Below are 22,423 nucleotides of genomic sequence, written 5' to 3'. Positions count from 1 at the left end.
GGTGCAGGGCCGCTCAACCCATCGGGCGCACAGACTAGAGTGGTGCTATGCACAGACTCCTTGTGACCGGCGGGGCCGGCTTTATTGGTTCGAACTTTGTTCACTATGCGCTGGCCCACACCGGTGCCTCCATCACGGTGCTGGACAAGCTCACCTATGCAGGCAACCTGGCCTCGCTTCAGGGCCTTCCCGAGGACCGCTTCACCTTCGTGCAGGGTGACATCTGCGACAGCGACCTCGTTGACACCCTCGTGCAGGACTGCGACGTCGTAGTCCACTACGCAGCAGAGTCGCACAACGACAACTCGCTCCACGACCCGCGTCCGTTCCTGGACACCAACATCATCGGCACCTACACGCTAATCGAGGCGGCCCGGAAGCACGGCAAGCGCTTCCATCACATCTCTACGGACGAGGTCTACGGCGACCTGGAACTGGACGATCCGGAGCGGTTCACTGAGGCCACCCCGTACAACCCGTCCAGCCCCTATTCCTCGACGAAGGCGGGTTCGGACCTGCTGGTGCGTGCCTGGGTGCGTTCCTTCGGACTGCAGGCGACCATCAGCAACTGCTCCAATAACTACGGTCCTTACCAGCACGTGGAGAAGTTCATCCCGCGGCAGATCACCAACGTGATCGACGGCATCCGTCCGAAGCTTTACGGGGCGGGCGAGAATGTGCGGGACTGGATCCATGCCAACGACCATTCCTCCGCTGTCCTCACCATCATCGAGAAGGGCGAGATCGGGCAGACCTACCTGATCGGTGCTGACGGGGAGAAGAACAACAAGGAAGTCGTTGAGCTGATCCTGAAGCACATGGGCCAGCCTGCCGATGCCTATGACCAGGTCATCGACCGGCCCGGCCACGACCTGCGCTATGCCATCGACTCCACGAGGCTGCGTACCGAGCTGGGCTGGGAACCGAAGTTCTCCAACTTCGAGGCGGGCATCGAAGCCACGATCGCCTGGTACCGGGAAAACGAAGCGTGGTGGCGGCCGCAAAAGGCCGAAACCGAAGCCAAGTACAAGGTCCAGGGGCAGTAGCGGCAATGGTGGAATTCTCCAAGGCGCTCACCGCCCATGAAACCGCGATTCCCGGCGTCGTCCTCTTTGACCTGCCTGTCCACGGCGACAACCGCGGCTGGTTCAAGGAGAACTGGCAGCGGGAGAAAATGCTGGCTCTGGGACTGCCGGACTTCGGCCCCGTCCAGAACAACATCTCCTTCAACGAGAAGGCCGGTACCACCCGGGGAATCCACGCCGAACCGTGGGACAAGTTCATCTCCGTTGCCACAGGCCGAATCTTCGGTGCGTGGGTGGACCTGCGCGAAGGGCCGAGCTTCGGTGCTGTGTTTACGGCTGAACTGGATCCAAGCCAGGCGATTTTCATTCCGCGCGGAGTGGGCAATGCCTTCCAGACGCTCGAAGACAACACCGCCTATACCTACCTGGTCAACGACCACTGGAGCGCGGATGCGCAAGGCCAGTACACCTTCCTGAACCTCGCCGACGAGACCGCTGCCATTGAATGGCCCATCCCGCTGGAGCAGGCTGAGCTCTCGGACAAGGACAAGGCGCATCCCCGTATGGCCGACGTCGTTCCGATGGCTCCGCGAAAGACCCTCGTCCTGGGCGCTGACGGCCAGTTGGGGCGGGCCCTGAGGGAGGCTTACGCCGGCGATCCCTCCGTGGAGTTTGCCGGGCGGGCCGAGTTCGATCTGGTGGATCCTGCTTCCTATGAGCGCAATTGGAAGAACTACTCCACAATCGTCAACGCGGCTGCCTATACGGCGGTGGACGCAGCGGAGACTCCGGAGGGCCGGCGCCTGGCCTGGGAGATCAACGTGAGTGCCGTTGCGCGGCTGGCTAAGGTGGCCGTGGAAAACCGGCTGACTCTTGTCCACGTCTCCAGTGACTACGTGTTCGACGGCATCAACGAAACGCACCCGGAAGATGAACCCTTCTCCCCGCTGGGGGTGTACGGGCAGACAAAGGCCGCAGGCGACGCCGTCGTCTCCGTGGTCCCGCAGCACTACATTGTGCGGACCAGCTGGGTGATCGGAGAGGGCAGCAATTTTGTCCGCACCATGAACTCCCTGGCCGGGCGGGGAATCAAGCCCTCCGTTGTGAACGACCAGATAGGTCGCTTGTCCTTCACGGAAGACATCGCTGCGGCGATCAAACACCTGCTGACCAGCGGGGCACCGTTTGGAACGTACAACCTCAGCAACGAAGGTCCCGCCCAGTCCTGGGCGGACATCGCGGCGGATGTCTATGCAGCTGCCGGCAGCCACCGCACGGATGTCACCGGGGTAGGCACGGCTGAGTATTTTGCCGGGAAAGACGCGGCACCGCGTCCCCTGAACAGCGTTCTTCCGCTGGACAAAATCAAGGCGGCCGGTTTTCGTCCGCGGAACAGCGGTGATGCCCTGCACCGCTATCTCGACTCGCCCTCCGGGGAAGTGCGGCAGTAGGAAAGTATCTGCCAGAGCAGAAAAACGGCGTGTCTTCATGATTTAGAAGACACGCCGTTGCTGCATTCCCGGTTAGCTGACCACAACTCCCCGAGACGGGATCCAGCGCAATGATCCCCGCTCGAAGAGCTGTCGGCAGGTTCCCGCTGCATCACACTTCTCCCGCGACGTGGGATAACCTAACCTGCCCTTCTCCCAGCCCAAGGACGCCCAGACTGTAGCGAAAGCTCCGGACGTGGGGTAAGCCCCGGTTGCTGGTGACCAGTGCATCTGGCCTTTCTGGAAGTTTTGGTAGCAGCCGCCGGCTTTCAATCCGCATACCTGGGAGCTGGTCGGGTAGCCGAGTGTCCCGTTTTCCCACCCGGTGGCCGCCCAGCCCTGGGCGATCCTTCCGGACGTCACCTGGGGACCGGTCACTGGAGTCCAATGGATTTGCCCGCCTTGGAAATCCTGGTAGCAGCCGCCCAGACGCAGTCCGCACCGCTCACCGCCCGTGGGATAGCCAAGCGCGCTCTGCTCCCTTCCCAAGGAGCTCCACAGGCTGTCGATTCCTCCCTTGGTGTACTGCGGCCCTGTCTGCGCTGTCCAGTACGCGTTGCCGCCCTGGAAAACCTGAAGGCATCCGCCATTCTTCAACCCGCAGATCTCGTCCGTCACGGGAAAGCCGAGCGGACCGGCTTCCCAGCGCTGAGCTGCCCACATGCTGTTGATGGCTCCCCGGGTAATCCTGGCTCCGGTGGCTTTCGTCCAATGGATCTGCCCGGACACGAAATTCTGGACGCATCCATTTGAACCGATGCCGCAGACGATGGGAGACGTTGCGCCGCCGAGTGAGGGATTCGCGGCAGCCTTGGCAGCGACGGCGGTGCGTCCCGGAGACGTTCCATTGACGAAGTCAGATAAGGCAGCACTCGAACCGTTCCAGACGTTGGAGTCACCTTCGAAAGGCCCGGTGCTGCTGTACTGCCAGACGTTGTATGTTTTCCATCCGGAAGGCATCGAGCCGGGGCCGGCAGTGCTGTAGCGCGCGATATGCAGCGGATGGTCGGAAAACGCCGTGCTGTTTCCGGTGCAGCGGTTCCACCAGTCGGCGGTCGTGTAGATCATGGGCAGCCGGCCGGTGCGGGCCTTGATTGTGTTCGAGAAGTCCCGGATCCAAGACACCATCTGGGAGGCCGAGAAGTTATAGCAGGTGTTGCCCAGCTCCGGGTAAGGGTTGTATTCGATGTCCAGCAGCGGCGGAAGGGTCCGCCCGTCGGCGGACCAGCCCCCGCCGTTGTTCACGAAGAAGTTGGCCTGTGCAGCGCCGCTGGAATCCTTTTTGGGAATGGCGAAGTGGTAGGCGCCGCGGACCATGCCCACGGATCCTGCTCCGTTGTATTGGCTGGTAAAGCGCGGGTTCTTGTACGTGGTGTGTTCCGTGGCTTTGACGTAGGCGAACCGTGAGCCTTGGCTCCAGGCCCGGTTCCAATTGACAGACGGCTGGTGGCTGCTGACGTCCATGCCCTGGATTCCAGCCGGCTTCCATGTCGCCGCCAGTGAGACAGCGGGAGCCTGGGACCGGAAGAGAGCGGAGTTCGCGGAAACCGGTCCCGCTGAAGAGGAACCAGCAGCCGCGGAGGGGGATGCCGCCTGTTCAGGGTCAGTGGCGAGCTGCGGATCGGCAAGACCTTGGTCGATCAACACCTGCTCTGCTTCGATGCGCTCCTCAGTCTCTGCTGTGCTCGGGACCTGGGCGTTGCTTGTTTCCTGAAGCCGTTCCAGGCCCTGGCCCATTTTGGCGCCGAGGATACCGATTACTTCCTTGAGTTCTTCCCCGGCGGGTTCCTGCTGCAAGGGGGCCGCTTCTTCGTGCGACGGTTGTGATTCTGGTGCAGGCACCGGCGCGGTGGGCGACTGAGGTGTGCTGTCCAATCCGTCGCCACCGGGCAACGACGACGGATCCGTCGCAGAAGGTTCGGTGCTGGGTAGGTCTGTTTCAGCGGGGCCGGCGGGCAGGTTCTGTGCATCCTCCGGCAAGCCTGAAGTCTCCGGGTTTGATGGAATTTCAGAGGCCACCGGGTTTGGCACATCGATGGTGGCGTAAGCCGGCGCCGCCGAGGCAACCAGAGTGAGGCTGAGGATGCCTGCGAGGATGGGCGCGAGGTGGGATTGTTGCACTGGGTCTCCAGAAGGGGCGAGAGCGGATCATGGTGAACATTACCGGTGCCAGTGTGATTGTTGTTGCATATGATGAAAAAGGGATCTTCGTGGTCCGGATATATGGACAACCTCTGCGTGCTCGGTTTTAGGTCCGTAGGAAGCTACGCGCGAGGACATCAGTGCGGAAGCGTGCCGGGTTGTTTTGCGCGCCGAACAGCCCAGACCTTTTCCACACCCCAGAACCGCCACTCTCGCCAGCACAGGCGAAATAACTTATCCTCTGCCGCATGGCCGCGATGGCCTGCAGGTTTTGTCTCGTTGCCGCATTGCCCGGAGGGGGATGCGGAGTAGCCCGGGGGAGCGCCATGGATGCTGTGCGTATTGTCGAGGATGAGGTCAGGGAGCTCATCCGCGTGCGCGGGCTCGACCCCGCGAGTCAGGTTCCCGAGGTGCGCCGCTTGGTTGAGGCGGCCGTGCAGGACTACGACGAGCGCTCCATGCTGGGTTCGCTGCCGGCCCTTGGACAACTGGACCAGGCACGCAAACGCGTGTTCGACGCCGTCGCCGGCTTTGGTGCGCTGCAACCCCTGCTGGACGATCCGACAGTGGAAGAGATCTGGATCAATTCGCCGCATGAGGTCTACGTTGCCCGCGGCGGACGCTCAGAGCTGACGGCCCTTTCCCTGACCCAAGACCAGGTCAGGGACCTGGTCGAGAGGATGCTGAAGTCCTCCGGCCGGCGCCTGGACCTTTCGTCCCCGTTCGTTGACGCCGCCCTCCCGGACGGGTCCCGGCTGCATGTGGTGATCCCGGATGTGACCCGGCGTCACTGGGCGGTTAACATTCGCAAATTCATTGTCAGGGCCAGCCGGCTTGAACACCTTGTAGAGCTCGGAACGCTGACACCCCAGGCATCCCGGTTCCTCTCTGCAGCCGTGGCAGGCGGCCTGAACATCCTGGTCTCGGGCGCCACGCAGGCGGGAAAGACCACCATGCTCAATTGTCTGGCGGCATCGATCGGGGCCAGGGAACGCGTGGTCACTGTGGAAGAGATCTTTGAACTGCAGCTGCCGCTGCGCGATGTGGTGGGACTGCAGTGCCGGCAGGCCAACCTGGAGGGAAACGGAGAGATTCCGCTGCGCAGGCTGGTTAAGGAAGCCCTCCGGATGCGCCCCGACCGGCTCATCGTCGGTGAAGTCCGGGAGGCTGAGAGCCTGGACATGCTCATCGCTTTGAACTCCGGCCTGCCGGGGATGTGCACCGTGCACGCCAACAGTGCGCACGACGCCGTCACCAAGATTTCCACGCTGCCTCTCCTGGCAGGAGCCAACATATCCAGTGCCTTCGTGGTACCGACGGTTGCGTCCTGCATCGACCTGGTGATCCACTGCGTTCGGACTCCTTCCGGACGGCGGGAGGTCTCCGAGATCCTGGCCCTCGGACGCCGGGTGGAAAACGGAATCATCGAATCCTCCCTGGTCTTTCAGCGTGAGGAAGGCCGCCTTGTACCCAGCCCCTCGTCGCTGCCGTCGCCGGAAAAATTCCTGCGTGCCGGAATGAACCTCACCGAGTTGCTGGAGCCGGCGGCATGACGGGCCTGGCGGGACTGGCACTTGGCCTTGGCCTGTTCCTCATCTGGTGGTCGTGCTGGGTGTTGCCGGAGAAACCAGCGAAACGGTCCCGTCCCGGCAGGCTGGCGGAAATGCTCACGGCGTCTGGTATCCGGTCGGTGACGCCCAGCGGCCTGGTCGTCAGCAGCGTCGTCCTCGGGCTCTTCGCGTTTCTCATGACGTGGGTACTCACCGGTTCCCTTCCCATCGGAGGCTGTTTCGGTGCCTTCGCCTGCGCACTACCCGTGAGCGTTGTCCGGTGGCAGGCAGGCAAAAGGTCAGCTTCCCTCATGGAACTCTGGCCCGATGCCGTTGATCATCTGCGCTCGGCCATCCGCGCTGGCCTGTCCTTGCCCGAAGCGCTCATCCAGCTGGGAGAGAACGGACCGGCGGAACTCCGTGAACCATTCCGTGAGTTTGGGATGGCGTACCGTTCGGGTGGTTCATTCGATACTGCGCTCGAGGGCCTGAAGGAACGGCTGGCGGATCCCGTAGGGGACAGGATCGTCGAGGCCCTGAGGATCACCCGGCAGGTCGGAGGATCAGATCTTGGACGGTTGCTCGGTACGCTCGCTGAATTCCTGCGGGAGAACGCCCGCACCAGGAGCGAGTTGCTTGCGCGGCAGTCGTGGACGGTCAACGCCGCACGTCTCGCGGTCGCAGCGCCGTGGATCGTATTGCTGCTGATGGCGACCAACCCGGCGGCGGTCGCGGCGTACAACACGCCGGCGGGGGCCATGGTGCTTATTGCCGGAATGGTGGTTTCCGTTGTCTGCTACCAGCTGATGCTGCGTATTGGAGCCCTTCCGGCCGACCGGCGGGTTCTGCAGTGACTGGGGCACTTCCGGCTGCGTGGCTGGCTGGAGCGGGCCTGGGGATCGGACTGTGGCTGACCGTTGTCCGGCTGCCGTTTCTCCGGCCGCGCACCTTCACGGAGCGGATCGCTCCGCAGCTGCGTTCAGGAGCCCCGGGCTCACGCCTGCTGACCAGTGCAGACATCACACCGTTCGGCCCGTTGGAGAGAGTCTTCCGACCAGTCCTCCACAGTGCGGTCGCCAGGCTGGAGCGGCTAAACCCTGCGGCCCCGGCCCTTTATAAGCGGCTGGAACGCACAGGGCGGCAAACCACGGTAGTGGAGTTCCGGTCCGAACAGGTTCTCTACGCCGCCACCGGACTGGCCGCCGGAGCAGCCGCAGGAGTCTGGCTGGTCTTCAACGGGAGGATCTCCGTTCCGGGTGTCGTCTTGCTGGCAGCCGCCGGAGGAATCCTTGGCTATCTTCTGAGGGACTACCTGCTGACCAAGGCGATCAGCCGCCGCCAAGCATCAATGCTTGCGGAGTTTCCCAGCTTGGCAGAGATGATGGCCCTCGCCGTCAGCGCCGGCGAGAGTGCCGGAGGTGCACTGGAACGGGTTTCCCGGACCGCGAACGGGGAGCTGGCCGGGGAATTCGGCCGGGTCCTCGCGCAAACCCGCTCCGGAGTGCCCTTGCTGACGGCGCTGGCCGACCTTTCCCAACGGACGCAGCTGGCCCCGCTGGCCCGGTTCATCGACGGAATCTCGGTGGCTATTGAGCGCGGCACGCCCCTGGCGGACGTCATGCGCGCCCAGGCGCAGGACGTCAGGGACCTCGCCAAACGCGAACTCATGGAAACGGCCGGAAAAAAGGAAATCGCCATGATGGTTCCCCTGGTCTTCGGCGTCCTGCCGCTCACCGTGCTCTTTGCGATTTATCCGGGACTGTCCCTCCTGAGGATCGGCTTGTGAATACCACCGTCCAGGATGCGTCACAGAGAGCGGCGCCCACCAACCAGATATCGAAGATCAACGACGAAAGGTCACATATGACTACGCGAACAAGGCTCCGTTCCCTGCCAGGGCTGCTGGCCTTCGCCCTGCTCACACGGCTGCGGGCAGCCGCCGCACCTTCGGACGACGACCATGAGCGGGGGGACGTGCCGGGATGGGTGATGATCACGTTGATGTCGGCTGTTCTCGTGGCCGCCATCCTTGTCGTAGCCCAGGAAGCGCTCCTGGACCTGTTCGAATCCGCCATTGCACAGGTCCGGAGGTAGACCCATCCGGCAATTGGAGAGGGCGGCAGCCGGAGTGCCCGGTACCGGGGAACGAGCCGCAAAAGAGCTTGCTGCGGAGGACGGGTCCGCCGTCGTCGACTTTGTCCTGGTGGGGGCCTTGCTGACCCTCATCGCCGTCGCCGTCATTCAGCTGGCGCTGATCCTCCACGTTCGCAACACCCTCATCGATGCGGCTTCCTCCGGAGCGCGCTACGGCACCCTGGCAGACCGCACGCCGGAAGACGGAGTGGAACGGACCCGTGACCTCATCTCACAGTCCCTGTCACCGGTATTTGCAGAGGACGTTACCTACTCACGGACCGGCGGCGGTGCAGGAATGCTGCAGGTGCGTGTGAGCGCTCCGCTTCCAGTGATCGGCTTTTTGGGACCGCAGGGAGGAATCGAGGTGAGCGGCCATGCCCACTGGCCTGCGGCGACGGATTAGGACGGCCTTCAAGGAGGGTGCCGGTGATGACGGAAACGCCGTCGTCGAGTTCATCTTCCTGGGAGTATTGCTCCTGGTTCCGCTGGTCTACTTCATCGTGGCCTTGGGGCAGGTGCAGGGCGCTTCCTACGCAGTTACGGGCGCGGCAGACCACGCTGCCAAGGTTTATGCGGCAGCAGATCCTGCCGGTACGCCGGAAGCGGCCGCCCGTGACGCAGCGGGATTGGCCTTCTCCGATTTCGGCTTCGATGCCTCGGGCATGGAGATGGATGTGACGTGCTCCGCTGCGTGCCTGGCCCCGGGATCGACAGTGACCGTCACAGTGGCCTTTGACGTCCCGCTTCCACTCTTCGCCTCGATCCCGGGACTGGATCTTGCACCCGTTCGGGTCGACTCGACATCAATGCAGACAGTGGAGCGTTTCGGATCATGAGTGAACAGCACACAGGAGACGGTGAATCCGGCCAGGTAGGTGTCCTGATTATTGGGTACGTGCTGCTCGCGCTGCTTGTCATCACCGTCGTTGCAGGGGCCTCATCGGTCTATCTGGGGCACAAGAAGCTTCTGTCGGCCGCTGACGGGGCGGCGCTCGCGGCAGCAGACACCTTTTCGCTGTCGCAGGTCCAGGGCACGGAGCCCGGCACAGCCCCGGCTGCACAGCTCGAATCCGGAGCGGTCACGGCCGCGGTTCAGCAGTATCTGGCGGACAGCAGGGCAGGGGAGCGGATTACCGCTCTTCAAATTTCCCCCGAGACCGGCACACCGGATGCGCGGACCGCGCGCGTAGTACTGCTCGGGGCAGTGCATCCACCGATCGTCAACTTCCTGGTCCCGGACGGGATTCCCATCCGGGCGGAAAGCGACGCGAGGGCCAGACTGACCCGTTAGGCCACGCTGCAGCGGGTCAGGCTCCACGGGGCTAGGAAGCTTTAGCCTCCTCCTGAGGGGCGTAATGGCTCCAGCCGCCGTGATCCACCTCGAGCAGGGTGCCGTCGTCGGCATAACAGAGGGTGACGCGCTCGCCGTAAAGCTCACAGCTTGCGTCGGGGCAGCGGTCACGGAGGGAACCAACGTAGTCGGCGGCATCGTAAAGGTCCCAGTCATCTAGCTTGGCGTGGGCCCACGGATCGCCCTGGGCCGCAAGTTCCTCGAGTTCAGCGCGCTCGTACTTGCGTCCGGACTCGGGATGACGGGCGGGGGCTCCTGGGAGTCGGTTCATGGAAATGGCGATGCTCCTTTCCGGTCGTGACAGCACCAATGTACTACCGGGCGCCTGACAGAGACCGCGTTGTAACCCGGTGCGTCGCGCCGTCATACGGCACGCCGCACCGCTGGGCTGGAGGGCGGGCACGGGCCTGCGCCCGGCCCATGGCGTAGTCTGTAAACACCATGGCAGAAATCGATTTTCCCGCAGAAATCCGCGCGCTCCGCTCCACGTTCGCTTCCATCGAGGACGTGTCAGACGTCGCAGCGATGAAGGAAGATATCGCCGAGCTCAGCGAAATGGCCGGCGAGCCGAACCTCTGGGACGACCCCGACGCCGCTCAAAAGATCACGTCAAAACTCTCGCACCGCCAGAGCGCGCTGGAGAGGCTGCAGCGGCTTGAAGCCCGGATCGATGACCTTGAGGTCCTCGTGGAGCTTGCCCAGGATGAAGCCGACGCCGACAGCAAGGCCGAGGCGGTCCTGGAACTGGAATCGCTGCGCAAGGCCCTCTCAGAGCTCGAAGTGGTGACACTGCTTTCCGGCGAATACGACGAACGCGAAGCGGTAGTGACCATCCGGGCCGGCGCCGGCGGGGTGGACGCGGCGGACTTCGCCGACATGCTGCTGCGGATGTACCTGCGATGGGCCGAGCGCCATGGCTACCCGACCCAGGTGCTCGACACCTCCTACGCCGAAGAGGCCGGCCTCAAATCGGCGACCTTCGAAGTCAAGGCTCCCTACGCCTTCGGCACGCTCGTGGTGGAAGCCGGTACCCACCGGCTGGTCCGCATCAGCCCCTTCGACAATCAGGGACGGCGCCAAACGTCCTTTGCCGCCGTCGAGGTCATCCCGCTTATCGAGGCGACGGACCACATCGATATTCCGGACAATGAGATCCGCGTGGACGTGTTCCGTTCCTCGGGCCCGGGCGGCCAGTCTGTGAACACCACAGATTCGGCCGTGCGCCTGACCCACATCCCGACCGGGACCGTGGTGTCGATGCAGAATGAGAAATCGCAGCTGCAGAACCGCGCCGCTGCCATGCGGGTGCTCCAATCGCGCCTGCTGCTGCTGAAGAAGGAACAGGAAGACGCCGAAAAGAAGGCCTTTGCCGGCGATGTGAAGGCATCCTGGGGCGACCAGATGCGTTCCTACGTGCTGAATCCGTACCAAATGGTCAAGGATCTGCGCACCGAACACGAAGTCGGCAATACCTCCGCAGTGTTCGACGGGGAGATTGACGACTTCATCGACGCCGGTATCCGCTGGCGCGCCAATGGGAGCGTTTCAGCGCGCAACTAACGCTCCGTCCTAGATCCCCAGCGCCTGACGCAGGGGAATGGTCAGCGTCTTGGCGAAGGTTCCCGTCACATGGTTGTCGCGGTACACCAGTACGTTCCCGATCACGCTCCGGCAGACCCCGTCCGGGCAGAGATAATCCCGGAGGTCCACGGAGATAGCGCCATCCACTGACTCGGCCGCTGCGGCAAGGGGACTTGGCGTATGTTCGGCCGGGAACGTGCAGGAATCCTCCGACTTCGCAGCTACGCATTCCGGCACGCTGAAGGGCGGATAGGGAAGGTCACTGATGACCGCTATGCGGATGCCGGCCTCCTGCAGGGGCAGCAGGGTTCCCCTGAATCCATCGATTGCGGCGGACTCATCGCTCCAGCGCCAGCCCAGTGCGTCTTCGTATCCCGCGGGGCTCAGGGCGGCCGTGACTACCAGCGCCGGCTGGATCGCCAGTATGTCCTGGACCGTTTGTTCGTTCTGTGCGGAGCAGTTGGTGTAGGTGAAGGTGTCTGACTGCAGCGGGTGGATGCTGAAAGGACAGCCATTCCTGCTGAGCACATACAGGCGGTAGCCGCTTTCGCGCGCAACAATGCTCAGTGAATCCAGGTACTGGGCCGAGTGCGAGTCCCCGACGAGGACGATGCTGCGTTCTGCTGCCCCATCTCCAAAAACACAATCCTGATAATCCACCTTGGCGGGGTCGTAGCTGTTGCGGCACTCCTCGGGTGCATCGGGCTGATCGGCTGCGGCAATAGCGGGGTCCGGCCGAACCGGCATATCCGGGAAGTCCCTGGGCCCGAAACCATGCAGTGCCATGGCACCCGGATAGGTATCAAGGTCGAGCTCCGCAGTCAGCGAACGTTCCTTCAACTCCATGGCCTGATAAGGGACGGCTGCCAAGCCAATTGGCAGAAGTGTGAGGAGCGCGCCCAACGCAAAAATCCGGCCGTAACCGGGTGTCACGGCGCGGCGCCTGCCGTGTGAACGGCTGCGGCCCGGCTCGAAATTGCGCACTGGCTGCTCGATATAACGCGTAGAGACAGCAGCCAAGGCGATGCTGGCAGCGATGACGGCGCTGCCGTGCAGCCAGCCAGGGTTAGGACCCAGCAGAAAAACGGAAAAAACGATGACCGGCCAATGCCACAGGTAGAGCGAATACGAGATGTCGCCCAGATACCTCATCGGGCCCAAGGACTGCCACCAGGCCGGGGATAAGCCGCGGCGCGGTTGGGCGGACGCTCCCGAAAGCAGCAGAAAGATGGCCCCGGTCACCGGAAAAAGGGCGATCCATCCGGGAAAGGGCATTGCCGTCGAAAATGCCGCTGCCGATCCCAGAACCAGGAGGAGGCCAAACCAGCCCAGCAGCGCGGACAGTGCCGGGCGGACTCCGGCGGGTCGGGCGGCCAGCGCCACCATGCCCCCGAGGGTCAGCTCCCACACTCGGGTGGTGGTGAAGAAGTAGGCCAAGTCCGGACTGGCCGCGGAGAAGAGGACTGAATGGGTGAAGGAGGCCAGAGTCAAGCTGCCTAACACGCCCAGTGCCAGCAGTTTGAATGTGCGGGCACCACCGCGCAGCCTTTTTCGTGCAAGCCAGGCGCAGGAGAGCAGGATGACAGGCGCCACGAGGTAGAACTGCTCTTCAACAGCCAGAGACCAGAAGTGCTGGAGCGGCGAAACGGATGCGGTTGCGCCTTCATAGCTGGTGCTGAAGAAAGCCTGGTTCCAGTTCTGGATGTTCAAGCCAGAAGCGGCGACGTCCCGTGAAACGGACTGCCAGCGGCTCTGCGGAAGTATCAGGACTGTCGCCGCCATGGTCGCGACGAGGACGGCTCCTGCGGCTGGAAGCAAACGTTTGATACGGCGGCTGTAGAACCGAAGCAGTTGGATTTTCCCGCCGGCAGCCTCGCGTGCCAGTGACCCGATGATCAAATAACCCGAAATCACGAAGAAGACATCTACGCCGATGAAACCTCCGGGCAGCGCGTTCGGCCAGATGTGATAGCAAACCACCAGGCCGACGGCCAGGGCTCGTAAACCCTGGATGTCGTTTCGATGGGCCCGGTTAGGTGCAGGCCGGCCCGACGGAGCCGAACGCGTACTCGCGGAGGCCGGCGCTGGGCGAGCGTCCGGTAAGCGGAGGTCCATTGATGACACGAGTTGTAAGTATACGAGTTCCGGAACTCCTCATCCGCAGGCGCGCAGCGCTGACGCAGCACCGCCGGCCATTGACGCAGTGTGATTCATGTTCTACATTTTCCGTAACCTGAATCGCCTTTCAGGTTTGCAGGGCCCGCAACGGGCCGGGCAACGCCAGTCACCGCACCGAAAGGCACCACCGTGAAGGCAACAAAGAAGTTCCTCCTCGCAGCGGCCGTCACCGCAGGGCTGACGCTCTCGGCCTGCGCCCCTGCCGCAGATTCCGGCACCGCACCCGCCGAGGGCGGCGAAGCGCCGTCGAGCGTTGACGTCGGGATCGTCTATTCGAAGACAGGGCCGCTCGCCGCCTACGGCGAGGCCTACTACGAAGGCCTGCAGGCCGGCATCGACTACGCCACAGACGGCACCGGTAAGGTCGGGGACACCGAACTGAACATTACGTACCACGACGACGGCGGCGACCCGGACAAGGCGGTCACGGTCGCCAAAGACCTGATCGGCCAGGACTACAAGATCCTTGCCGGCACCGTGGTTTCCGGCATTGCCCTGAAACTCGCCGAACAGGCCGAACAGAACCAGGTCCTGTACATCTCGGGTCCGGCCGCCACCGACGCCATTCAGGGCATCAACAAATACACCTTCCGCTCCGGCCGGCAGTCCCTGCAGGACGTCGCGACGGCGGGTTCCTTCGTGCCGGACCTCGAAGGCAAGAAGGTCGTGGTCTTCGCGCAGGACAACGCCTTCGGACAGGGCAACCTGGCAGCAGTGGAGGCCGTCCTGGGCGCACAGGGAGCGGAAGTGAGCAGCGTGCTGGTCCCCGAGGACGCCACCGAATTCACGCCCTTTGCCCGCCAGCTCATCGATGCTGCCCCCGACATGGCGTTCGTCGCCTGGGCCGGCGCGACCTCCGGTTCCATGTGGCAGGCCCTGGACCAGCAGGGTGCCTTCGAAGCGGCGCCCATCGTGACCGGACTCGGCGACGCCGCGACCTTCGGCGCCTATGGAGCAGCCGGAACCAAGATCTCCTTCCTGAACCACTACTTCCCGGGTGCCGGCGGCAACGACGTCGAGAAGGCCATGATCGAATCAGTCGAGGCGGCCGGCAAGAAAGCCGACCTCTTCACCCCGGACGGTTTCGTGGCCGGGCAGATGATCGTCCAGGCAGTCCGCGAGGGCGGCAACGACGTCGACGCCATGGTCGCGGCGCTGGAGGGCTACTCCTTCGAAGGGCCCAAGGGCACAACGACAGTCCGCGCCTCCGACCACGCACTGCTGCAGGACATGTACCAGGTCACGCTGGCGGACGAGGGCGGAACCTGGGTTCCCACCTTGGTCGACACGGTTGCGGCCGATGCGGTGGCACCGCCGGAAGCCGCGAAGTAGGCCCGCCCGTATGGACAGCCCCAACGCGCTCGAGCTTTCCGGCGTCGGCCTGATGATCGGCGGCGCACGGATCCTGGAAGACATCAGCTTTACCGTTCCGCAAGGGGAGATGGTAGGCGTGATCGGCCCCAACGGGGCTGGGAAAACCACCCTCTTCAACGTCATCTCCGGGCTGCTGCGACCCACCGAGGGCACCGTGGCAGTCTCAGGCAACGACGTCGGGCGGCTGGCCGTGCACCGCCGTGCCGCAGCCGGGCTGGGCCGCACTTTCCAGACGTCCAGCCTGTTCCCGCAGCTGAGCGTGCTGGAGAACGTCCGGCTGGCTGCGCAGGCACGTCTCGGCGGGAGCCTGTCGCTGCTGCGTTTCCCGCATCGGGGTGACGGGGCGACCCGGATCGCTGAAAGGCACCTCGAAGAGGCGGGAATCGCCGGCAAAGCGGGCACCGCCGCGGGAGGGCTGTCCCATGGGGACAAACGCAAGGTTGAAATCGCCATGCTGCTGGCCGCTGATCCCGAAGTGATCCTGCTCGACGAGCCGATGGCCGGCGTCGGGTCCGGAGACGTTCCGGCCTTGTCCGAGGTGATCCGCAGGATGCACCGCGACTCCGGCCGGACGGTGCTGATGGTCGAGCACCACATGGAGGTGGTCCTGGGCCTGGTGGACCGGGTGGCGGTCATGCATCACGGCAGCCTCCTGGCCATCGACACCCCCGAAGCCGTCATGGCGAATCCGCTGGTCCAAAGCGCCTACCTGGGAGAACCCGTCTGATGAACCACATTCCCGTGCCCATCCTGCGGGTGGCGAACCTGTCCGCTTCGATCGGCGGCCAGCAGGTCGTGGAGGACGTCAGCTTCGAAGTGCCGGCGGCCGGCGTCACGGCCCTGCTGGGGCGCAACGGAGTCGGCAAGACCAGCACCATCAAGGCCATCATCGGCCTGCTTTCCCGTACCGGGACGGTGGAGCTCGACGGCGCCCGGATCGACGGCGAACACACCCACCGCATCATCCAGCGGGGAGTGGGTTACGTTCCGGAAGACCGCGAGGTGTTTTCCCGCCTGACGGTCGCGGAAAACTTGAAGCTGGCAGAACGGGACGGGCATCCGCAGCGGCAGCTCGTGGAGGACCTCTTCCCGGACCTCGTCAAACGGTCGGCCCAGATGGCCGGAACCCTGTCGGGCGGGCAGCAGCAGATGGTGTCCCTGGCCCGCGCGCTGCTGAACACCAACAAGGTGCTCCTCGTGGACGAACCGACCAAGGGACTCGCGCCGAAGATCGTGCAGGAAGTGAGCGAGGCTTTGGCTGAGGCTGCCCGGAGCGTTCCGATCCTGCTCGTGGAACAGAACCTGACCGTCGTACGCCAGCTGGCCTCGACCGTCACGGTGCTCAGCGGCGGCAAAGTCGCCCTGACCGGCATGGACGCAGGCGAGTTCCTCGATGACACGGAGCTCTTCCACCGGCTGCTGGGGGTCCACACCGGCGGCGCTCCGGAACCTGCCAGGGACGCGGCAGGATCCTCCGACACGGCCGGCCAACTCACGGCACAGGCCCCGGAGGCCGGAAAGGTGCGTGAAGCGTGAGCACCATTGTCCTGCTCATCGTCACCGGCCTCGGCCTGGGCGCGCTGTACTTCCTCGTCGCCTCGGGACTTTCCCTGATCTACGGGCTGATGGGCGTGCTCAACTTCGCCCACGGGTCCTTCCTCACCCTCGGTGCCTTCCTCGGCTGGCAGGCTGCGCAGGCGCTGGGCGCAGGCGGCTGGGGAGTGTTCCTCATCAGCCTGGCTGTCGGAGCCGTGACCGGAGCCGTCTTCGCCGCGCTCACCGAACGGATCCTGATCCGTCCCCTGTACCAGCGGCACATTGAACAGGTCCTGGTCACCGTGGGTCTCTCGCTCGCCTCCGTAGCCCTGTTCGAAGGAATCTGGGGAACGGATCCGTCCTTCATTACCGGGCCGCCCTGGCTCAAAGAGACCACGGAGCTCCTCGGTGCGCGGATTCCGAATGACAGGTTCGTCGCCATTGTCGCTGCCGGACTGGTCCTGGCCGGGCTCCTGCTGTTCCTGAAGAAGACCCGGTACGGCATGATCATCCGGGCGGGAGTGGAAAACCGGTCCATGGTGACCGCACTGGGCATCGATGTCCGACGCGCGTTCACGCTTGTCTTCACCATCGGCGGAGCCGCGGCAGGCATGGGAGGCGTGCTCGCCAGCCACTACTTCGGCTACGTGTCGCCGTTGCTGGGCGGTTCACTGCTGATCTTCGCCTTCATCGTGACGGTGATCGGCGGGCTCGGGTCCCTCACCGGAGCAGCGCTGGCCTCCGTGGCGGTGGGCATCCTGCAGCAGTTCGCAAACTTCTACTGGGGAGTGGGGGACTTCGTGGTGGTCCTCCTCCTCGCCGCCGTACTACTGGCAAGACCCTCCGGACTGATGGGAAAGGCGGTAACCGCATGAGCGCAACCCAGGTCCGGGAGGACACCAGGGCACACCGGCCGAAGCCGGAACCGCAGAAGGGCCGACGGCGTCCGCTGGCCTGGGCTGCCGGTGCGGCCGGCGTCGTGGTCCTGGCTGTCCTGCCGCTGTTCAACCTTTCCGTCCCGGGCCTGCTGCCCGGTCCGACCTATACGCCGGGGTCGCTCCAGCTGATGGCGCTGTGCATGCTGATGGCCGCCGCAGCATTGACCTACCACCTGCTCCTCGGAGTGGCGGGCATGCTCTCCTTCGGCCACGCGCTGTACTTCGGGGCAGGAGTCTACGGTCTTGCCATCATCCTGGACCGGACCGGCCTGCCGCTGCTGCCGGCCATGGCGCTGACGCTCGTGGCTGTCATTGTGCTGGCGAACCTCACCGGCGCCGTCGCCCTGCGGGTCACCGGCATCCCGTTCGCCATGGTCACCCTCGCCTTCGCGCAGGCCGGTTCGGTAATGGTCCGCAGGAATCCCGACGGCGCCACCGGGGGAGAGGAAGGGCTGAGCCTGGCCACCGAGCACGTCCCGGATTTCCTGGTGGGCGTCGCCAACACACGCAACCTGTATTGGCTGGCCCTGGCCGCACTGGTCACCGTTTTCCTCGTGACGGCCTGGATCCAGCGCAGCCGGGCAGGACACGTCGCCGCCGCCGTGCGGGAGAACGAGATGCGGGTACGGGTGCTGGGCCTGCAGCCGTACCTCGCCAAGCTGCTGATCTTCGTCGTGGCGGGGACCCTGGCCGGTGTGGTCGGCATGACCTACCTGCTCCTGCAATCCGGTGCCGTGCCGCGGGCCGTCTCCTCGGACTTCACCATTACGCTCCTGGTCATGGTGGTCCTGGGCGGTGTGGGTTCGCGGTGGGGTGCCGTGCTGGGCGGCGTCGTCTATACGATGCTGGACCAGCGGCTGACGGCGCTCGCAAACTCGGAGGCAATTGCCGGTCTCCCGCCGATCCTGCACATCCCGCTCAGCGAGCCGCTGTTCCTGCTCGGCACGCTGTTCATCCTGGTGGTCCTGTTCCTGCCCGGCGGCCTGGCCGGAGCGGCCGCACGGCTGAAGGGACGCAAAAAAGACGCTGCCCGGCCCCGGGAGATCCTGGAGGAAGCCGGATGAGCGGGCTGCATACCCTTGGCCGCTGGACGGCGGACCGTGCGCTGGCCACACCTGACCGCACCGCGATCGATGACCGCGGTGTCCGGCTCAGCTACCGGGAACTGGACACCCGTGCCGCGGCACTGGCCGGTGCGTTCCAGGACGCCGGCTACCGGCACGGGGACCGGATCGCGACAGTAACCGGGAACAGCGCCGACCACGTGGTCCTGTTCTTCGCCTGCGCCAAAGCGGGGCTGGTCCTGGTCCCTCTGTCCTGGCGCCTGTCCGCCCGAGAGCTTGCCGCGCAGCTGCAGCTGGCGGACCCCGCCCTGCTGCTGGTGGAGGACGAGTTCTCCTCCGTCGCGGCGGCGGCCGCTTCCCGTCTGCCGGTGCCGCCGCCGGCTGCTCCGCTGGGACGCACCGGCATCGAAGCGGGCCCGCCTCCGCCGCTGCACCTGCTTCCGCCCGGCGAACGGCCTGCGGGCGGAACGACAGACGACGACGATCCGCTGCTGATGGTGTTCACCTCGGGCACGCAGGCGGACCCCAAAGCCGTGGTGCTCAGCCACGCCAATTGTTTCTGGACCAATCTCTCCCTCTCCCGGACAGCAGAGATCGGCAGCCACGACGTCGTGCTGGCCGTGCTGCCGCAGTTCCATGCAGGAGGCTGGAACATCCAGCCGCTGCTGGCCTGGTGGACAGGAGCCACAGTGGTTCTGGAAAGGACGTTCGACGCCGGACGGATCCTGCAGCTGATCGAAGACCGGCGCGTCACCACCATGATGGGTGTCCCCGCGAACTACCTGATGCTGGCCTCCCACCCGCGCTTCGCGTCCGCGGACCTTTCCAGCCTGGGCCGCGCCGTCGTGGGCGGGGCGCCCATGCCCGCTCCGCTGCTGCGCACCTGGCACTCCCGGGGCGTCGCACTGGCACAGGGGTACGGACTGAGCGAAGCGGGCCCCAACGTGCTGTGCCTGCCGGAGGAAGAAGCCGAAGCCCGGATCGGCATGGCAGGCAAACCGTATCCGCACGTCGATGTCGCAGTTGCGGACCCGGTGACCGGAGAACTGCAGGCGGGCCCCTGCACGGGGGAACTCCTCGTCGCCGGCCCCGGGGTTTTCCAGGGCTACTTCCGGAACCCTGAAGCGACCGCCGCGGCGCTCGCGGGCGGGTGGCTGCACACCGGAGACCTGGTGGAGCGCGATGCGGACGGTTATCTGCGCGTCATCGACCGGTTAAAGGACATCTACATTTCGGGCGGCGAGAACGTTGCTCCCGCCGAAGTCGAAGCTGTCCTGCGCGAGCACCCCGCGGTGGCGGAGGCGGCAGTGACCTCGGTGCCCGATCCCCAGTGGGGTGAAACGGGGATCGCCTATGTGGTCCGCCGCCCGGGTACCGCAGCCGATGCCCTCGAGCTGCTCGAACACTGCTCTGCCCGGCTGGCGCGCTTCAAGGTCCCCTCCCGAATCTCCTTCGTGGACGGGCTGCCCCGCACCTCGCTGCACAAGATCGCCAGGTCACGGCTGGGGAAACCGGAACCCGGGGTCCCGGCCACCTCCCTCCACGACCAACCCGCAGGACCCGTCTCCCACCGTCAGGACAACGCATGAGCACAACACCGCGAACCGCCCGGGGCACCCGCACCAGGGCACGGCTGGTCGCCGCAGCTGAAGAGGTCTTCGGGTCGCTGGGCTACCACGATGCGTCGATCGTGAAGATCACCGAAGAGGCAGGTGTAGGGCTGGGGACCTTCTACCTCTACTTCGAGGGTAAGCAGGCGATCTTCGACGAGGTGGTCGAGGACCTGAACCGCCGCGTCCGGCATGCCATGACCGAGGCCGCCAGGGCAGCAGGAAACCGGATCGACGCCGAGCGTGCCGGTTTCCGTGCCTTCTTCCGGTTCACCGCCGAACACCCGGCGCTGTACAGGATCATCCGGCAGGCAGAGTTTGTCTCACCCGGTGCGCTGCGCATGCATTACACGCGGATCGTCAACGGCTACGTGGAAGGCCTGAAAGCCGCCCGCGAGGCCGGTGACATCCGGGAGATGGACGTGGACACCGTGGCGTGGGCGCTGATGGGCATCGGGGAGATGCTCGGGATGCGGTGGGTGCTCTGGAATAAGGAAGCCGACACCGAGGCAGGTGCCGTCGCCGAGATTCCGGAAGCGGAGTTTGAAGAAATGATGCGCTTCATCGAACGCGGAATGGCGCCGGTTGCGCCCGGTAAAGGAGCTGGAGAATGACAACGGATGCACTCAGCGGGCCGTCGCTGGACGGGCGGACGGCACTCATCACGGGAGCAGGGTCCGGCATCGGCGAAGCGTGCGCACGCACCTTCGCCGCTCTCGGTGCCAAAGTGACCGTGGCCGACATCAACAAGGAGGCGGCCGCCCGGGTGGCGGCCGAAACGGGAGGAACGGCCTGGGAAGTCGACCTCAGCGATACGCACGCCCTCGAAGACCTGTCCCTGGAAGCTGACATCCTGGTCAACAACGCCGGCATCCAGCGGATCAACCCCATCCACGAATACGATCCGGACACGTTCCGCCTGGTGCACCGGCTAATGGTCGAATCTCCGTTCCTGCTGATCCGTGCCGTCCTGCCGGGTATGTATGAACGCGGCTTCGGGCGCGTCATCAATATTTCGTCCGTCCACGGACTGCGCGCTTCCGCCTTCAAGAGTGCGTACGTCAGCGCCAAGCACGCGTTGGAGGGGCTGTCCAAAGTCACCGCGCTGGAAGGCGGGCCACACGGCGTGACGTCCAACTGCATCAACCCGGCCTATGTGCGTACCCCGCTGGTCGAAACCCAGATCGCGGACCAGGCCCGGATCCATTCGATTCCGGAAGAGGAGGTGGTGGCCTCCATCATGCTCACGGAATCAGCGGTCAAACGCCTGGTGGAGCCGGAGGAAGTCGCATCCCTCGCGGCTTGGCTTGCCGGACCGGGCGCCGGAATGGTCACCGGTGCCTCCTACACGATGGACGGGGGGTGGAGTGCGCGATGACTGCCTACATGAGCATCGACGTCCCGGTACGCGGCGGACTGCTGCGCACCGGTGTCTGGGGGCCGGATGACCCCGGTGCTCCCACGGTCCTGGCCATCCACGGTGTCACTGCCTCCCACCGCACCTGGGGGATGGTGGCCGGGGCCCTGCCCGAGTTCCGATTCATCGCACCGGATTTGCGCGGCCGCGGAAGGAGCAACACGTTGCCCGGGCCCTACGGAATGCCGGTCCATGCCGAGGACCTGGCAGCCGTCCTGGACGCGCTGAAGGTGCCGCGCGCCGTCGTCGCCGGCCACTCCATGGGTGCCTTTGCCGCCTTGGTGCTGGCGAACCTGCATCCCGGACTGGTGCAGTCGCTGGTGCTGATCGACGGCGGACTGCCGCTGGATGTTCCAGCGGGACTCAGCGACGAACAGGTAGTGCAGGCCGTCCTGGGCTCCGCCGCAGAGCGGCTCGGGCAGCCGTTTGCCTCCCACGAGGAGTATCTCGATTTCTGGCGCCCCCATCCCGCGTTCGCCGGACATTGGAACCCGCTGCTGCTGGACTATCTGGCGTACGACCTCCAGCCGCATCCCGACGGCGGTTTCCGCGCTGCAACCAGTTACGCAGCCCTGGCCGAGGATACTGCTGAACTTCACCGGGGCGCCGCACTGCTTCGTGCCCTCGAAGAGCTGGCTCATCCTGTGCAGCTGCTCCGCGCGCCGCGGGGTCTCTTCAACGAAGAGCCAGGCCTGTACGCACCCGGCTACGTTCAGCAATGGCAGCAGCGCCTGCCGTCCCTGGTGGTCACGGACGTCCCGGACACCAACCACTACACGATCGTCATGGATGAGCCGGGCGCAGGTTCGGTTGCCGGAGTCCTGCGGGAGCACTCCCGCTTCCCGGCCGGCGCTGAGCCAGGAGTCCCGGACGGGGTGGCCTAACCTGCAGCAGGGGCCGGTATCCGGCCCGCCCTTCCCGCCCGGCCGGGCGCCGGAGGCAGGACGATCGCGACACACCGCCGGCGCTCTCCCCGGCAGGTCGATCCGCTGGCTATAGTCGAAAGGCCGGTTCCCTGCTCCCCAACCCAA

The 22,423-nt window shown here is 64.9% G+C and carries 22 protein-coding genes; 19 read left to right on the top strand and 3 right to left on the bottom strand.

Annotated elements, in window-relative coordinates; genetic code table 11:
* Positions 1 to 47: 47 nt before the first annotated feature.
* Entirely contained in the window at positions 48 to 1,046 is a 999-nt protein-coding gene (rfbB, locus tag NF551_RS11600) for a dTDP-glucose 4,6-dehydratase (RefSeq protein WP_227894518.1), read from the top strand.
* Positions 1,047 to 1,051: 5 nt separating this feature from the next.
* Positions 1,052 to 2,476 carry a sugar nucleotide-binding protein gene (locus tag NF551_RS11595; RefSeq protein ID WP_227894519.1) on the top strand — a complete coding sequence of 475 codons (1,425 nt, stop codon included), beginning with the start codon at positions 1,052 to 1,054 and terminating at the stop codon, positions 2,474 to 2,476.
* Positions 2,477 to 2,548: 72 nt separating this feature from the next.
* Here NF551_RS11595 and NF551_RS11590 read toward each other — a convergent pair whose 3' ends face one another.
* A complete protein-coding gene (locus tag NF551_RS11590) occupies positions 2,549 to 4,312 on the bottom strand; it encodes a GH25 family lysozyme (protein ID WP_227894520.1) in 1,764 nt (587 codons plus the stop codon).
* Positions 4,313 to 4,983: 671 nt separating this feature from the next.
* Here NF551_RS11590 and NF551_RS11585 point away from each other — a divergent pair.
* The 7 genes from NF551_RS11585 (at position 4,984) to NF551_RS11555 (ending at position 9,634) form a co-directional block, all read left to right on the top strand.
* Positions 4,984 to 6,210: a TadA family conjugal transfer-associated ATPase gene (locus NF551_RS11585; RefSeq protein ID WP_227894521.1), complete on the top strand. Its 1,227-nt coding sequence runs from the start codon at positions 4,984 to 4,986 to the stop codon at positions 6,208 to 6,210.
* Positions 6,207 to 7,061: a type II secretion system F family protein gene (locus NF551_RS11580; protein WP_227894522.1), complete on the top strand. Its 855-nt coding sequence runs from the start codon at positions 6,207 to 6,209 to the stop codon at positions 7,059 to 7,061. Before NF551_RS11585 ends, NF551_RS11580 begins: the two co-directional genes overlap by 4 nt.
* The gene (locus NF551_RS11575) at positions 7,058 to 7,993 is read left to right on the top strand and encodes a type II secretion system F family protein (RefSeq protein ID WP_227894523.1); all 936 of its coding nucleotides are present in this window, start codon (positions 7,058 to 7,060) and stop codon (positions 7,991 to 7,993) included. The genes NF551_RS11580 and NF551_RS11575 overlap by 4 nt, the downstream gene beginning before the upstream one ends.
* Positions 7,994 to 8,070: 77 nt before the next feature.
* Complete coding sequence (locus NF551_RS11570) at positions 8,071 to 8,301, top strand: hypothetical protein (RefSeq protein WP_227894524.1); 231 nt, start codon at positions 8,071 to 8,073, stop codon at positions 8,299 to 8,301.
* Between the two features lie 34 nt (positions 8,302 to 8,335).
* Positions 8,336 to 8,746, top strand: coding sequence for a TadE family protein (locus NF551_RS11565; RefSeq protein WP_227894525.1), 411 nt, complete (start codon positions 8,336 to 8,338; stop codon positions 8,744 to 8,746).
* The gene (locus NF551_RS11560; protein ID WP_227894526.1) at positions 8,718 to 9,179 is read left to right on the top strand and encodes a hypothetical protein; all 462 of its coding nucleotides are present in this window, start codon (positions 8,718 to 8,720) and stop codon (positions 9,177 to 9,179) included. The genes NF551_RS11565 and NF551_RS11560 overlap by 29 nt, the downstream gene beginning before the upstream one ends.
* The gene (locus NF551_RS11555; RefSeq protein WP_227894527.1) at positions 9,176 to 9,634 is read left to right on the top strand and encodes a pilus assembly protein TadG-related protein; all 459 of its coding nucleotides are present in this window, start codon (positions 9,176 to 9,178) and stop codon (positions 9,632 to 9,634) included. Before NF551_RS11560 ends, NF551_RS11555 begins: the two co-directional genes overlap by 4 nt.
* Before the next feature lie 31 nt (positions 9,635 to 9,665).
* Here NF551_RS11555 and NF551_RS11550 read toward each other — a convergent pair whose 3' ends face one another.
* Positions 9,666 to 9,965, bottom strand: coding sequence for a hypothetical protein (locus NF551_RS11550; protein WP_227894528.1), 300 nt, complete (start codon positions 9,963 to 9,965; stop codon positions 9,666 to 9,668).
* Positions 9,966 to 10,135: 170 nt separating this feature from the next.
* Between NF551_RS11550 and prfB the strand changes: the two genes are divergently transcribed.
* Positions 10,136 to 11,254 carry a peptide chain release factor 2 gene (gene prfB, locus NF551_RS11545; protein WP_227894529.1) on the top strand — a complete coding sequence of 373 codons (1,119 nt, stop codon included), beginning with the start codon at positions 10,136 to 10,138 and terminating at the stop codon, positions 11,252 to 11,254.
* 9 nt (positions 11,255 to 11,263) lie between these two features.
* Here the strand turns inward: prfB and NF551_RS11540 are convergent, their stop codons facing one another.
* Entirely contained in the window at positions 11,264 to 13,390 is a 2,127-nt protein-coding gene (locus tag NF551_RS11540) for an acyltransferase family protein (protein WP_227894592.1), read from the bottom strand.
* Between the two features lie 192 nt (positions 13,391 to 13,582).
* On the opposite strand from NF551_RS11540, the gene NF551_RS11535 reads away from it, so the two are divergent.
* From NF551_RS11535 to NF551_RS11495, 9 genes are read left to right on the top strand one after another with little or no spacing between them, the layout of a single operon-like run.
* Positions 13,583 to 14,785: a substrate-binding domain-containing protein gene (locus NF551_RS11535; protein ID WP_227894530.1), complete on the top strand. Its 1,203-nt coding sequence runs from the start codon at positions 13,583 to 13,585 to the stop codon at positions 14,783 to 14,785.
* 10 nt (positions 14,786 to 14,795) lie between these two features.
* Positions 14,796 to 15,554 (top strand): ABC transporter ATP-binding protein, encoded by a 759-nt coding sequence (locus NF551_RS11530; RefSeq protein WP_227894531.1) that lies wholly within the window; start codon positions 14,796 to 14,798, stop codon positions 15,552 to 15,554.
* Positions 15,554 to 16,363, top strand: a complete 810-nt coding sequence (locus NF551_RS11525; protein ID WP_227894532.1) for an ABC transporter ATP-binding protein — start codon at positions 15,554 to 15,556, stop codon at positions 16,361 to 16,363. Before NF551_RS11530 ends, NF551_RS11525 begins: the two co-directional genes overlap by 1 nt.
* Positions 16,360 to 17,238: a branched-chain amino acid ABC transporter permease gene (locus tag NF551_RS11520; protein WP_227894533.1), complete on the top strand. Its 879-nt coding sequence runs from the start codon at positions 16,360 to 16,362 to the stop codon at positions 17,236 to 17,238. Before NF551_RS11525 ends, NF551_RS11520 begins: the two co-directional genes overlap by 4 nt.
* Complete coding sequence (locus tag NF551_RS11515) at positions 17,235 to 18,365, top strand: branched-chain amino acid ABC transporter permease (protein WP_227894534.1); 1,131 nt, start codon at positions 17,235 to 17,237, stop codon at positions 18,363 to 18,365. Before NF551_RS11520 ends, NF551_RS11515 begins: the two co-directional genes overlap by 4 nt.
* On the top strand, positions 18,362 to 19,954 hold the full coding sequence (locus NF551_RS11510; RefSeq protein ID WP_227894535.1) for a class I adenylate-forming enzyme family protein: 1,593 nt from the start codon (positions 18,362 to 18,364) through the stop codon (positions 19,952 to 19,954). Before NF551_RS11515 ends, NF551_RS11510 begins: the two co-directional genes overlap by 4 nt.
* Entirely contained in the window at positions 19,951 to 20,589 is a 639-nt protein-coding gene (locus NF551_RS11505; protein WP_227894536.1) for a TetR/AcrR family transcriptional regulator, read from the top strand. Before NF551_RS11510 ends, NF551_RS11505 begins: the two co-directional genes overlap by 4 nt.
* Positions 20,586 to 21,353, top strand: coding sequence for a 3-hydroxybutyrate dehydrogenase (locus NF551_RS11500; protein WP_227894537.1), 768 nt, complete (start codon positions 20,586 to 20,588; stop codon positions 21,351 to 21,353). The genes NF551_RS11505 and NF551_RS11500 overlap by 4 nt, the downstream gene beginning before the upstream one ends.
* The gene (locus tag NF551_RS11495) at positions 21,350 to 22,276 is read left to right on the top strand and encodes an alpha/beta hydrolase (RefSeq protein ID WP_227894538.1); all 927 of its coding nucleotides are present in this window, start codon (positions 21,350 to 21,352) and stop codon (positions 22,274 to 22,276) included. The genes NF551_RS11500 and NF551_RS11495 overlap by 4 nt, the downstream gene beginning before the upstream one ends.
* Positions 22,277 to 22,423 lie beyond the last annotated feature (147 nt).

This window comes from Arthrobacter caoxuetaonis (assembly GCF_023921125.1).
Taxonomy (GTDB): Bacteria; Actinomycetota; Actinomycetes; order Actinomycetales; family Micrococcaceae; genus Arthrobacter_B; species Arthrobacter_B caoxuetaonis.
The sequence above is the reverse complement of the archived record's forward strand: the minus strand, read 5'-3'. Positions and strand labels throughout refer to the sequence as shown.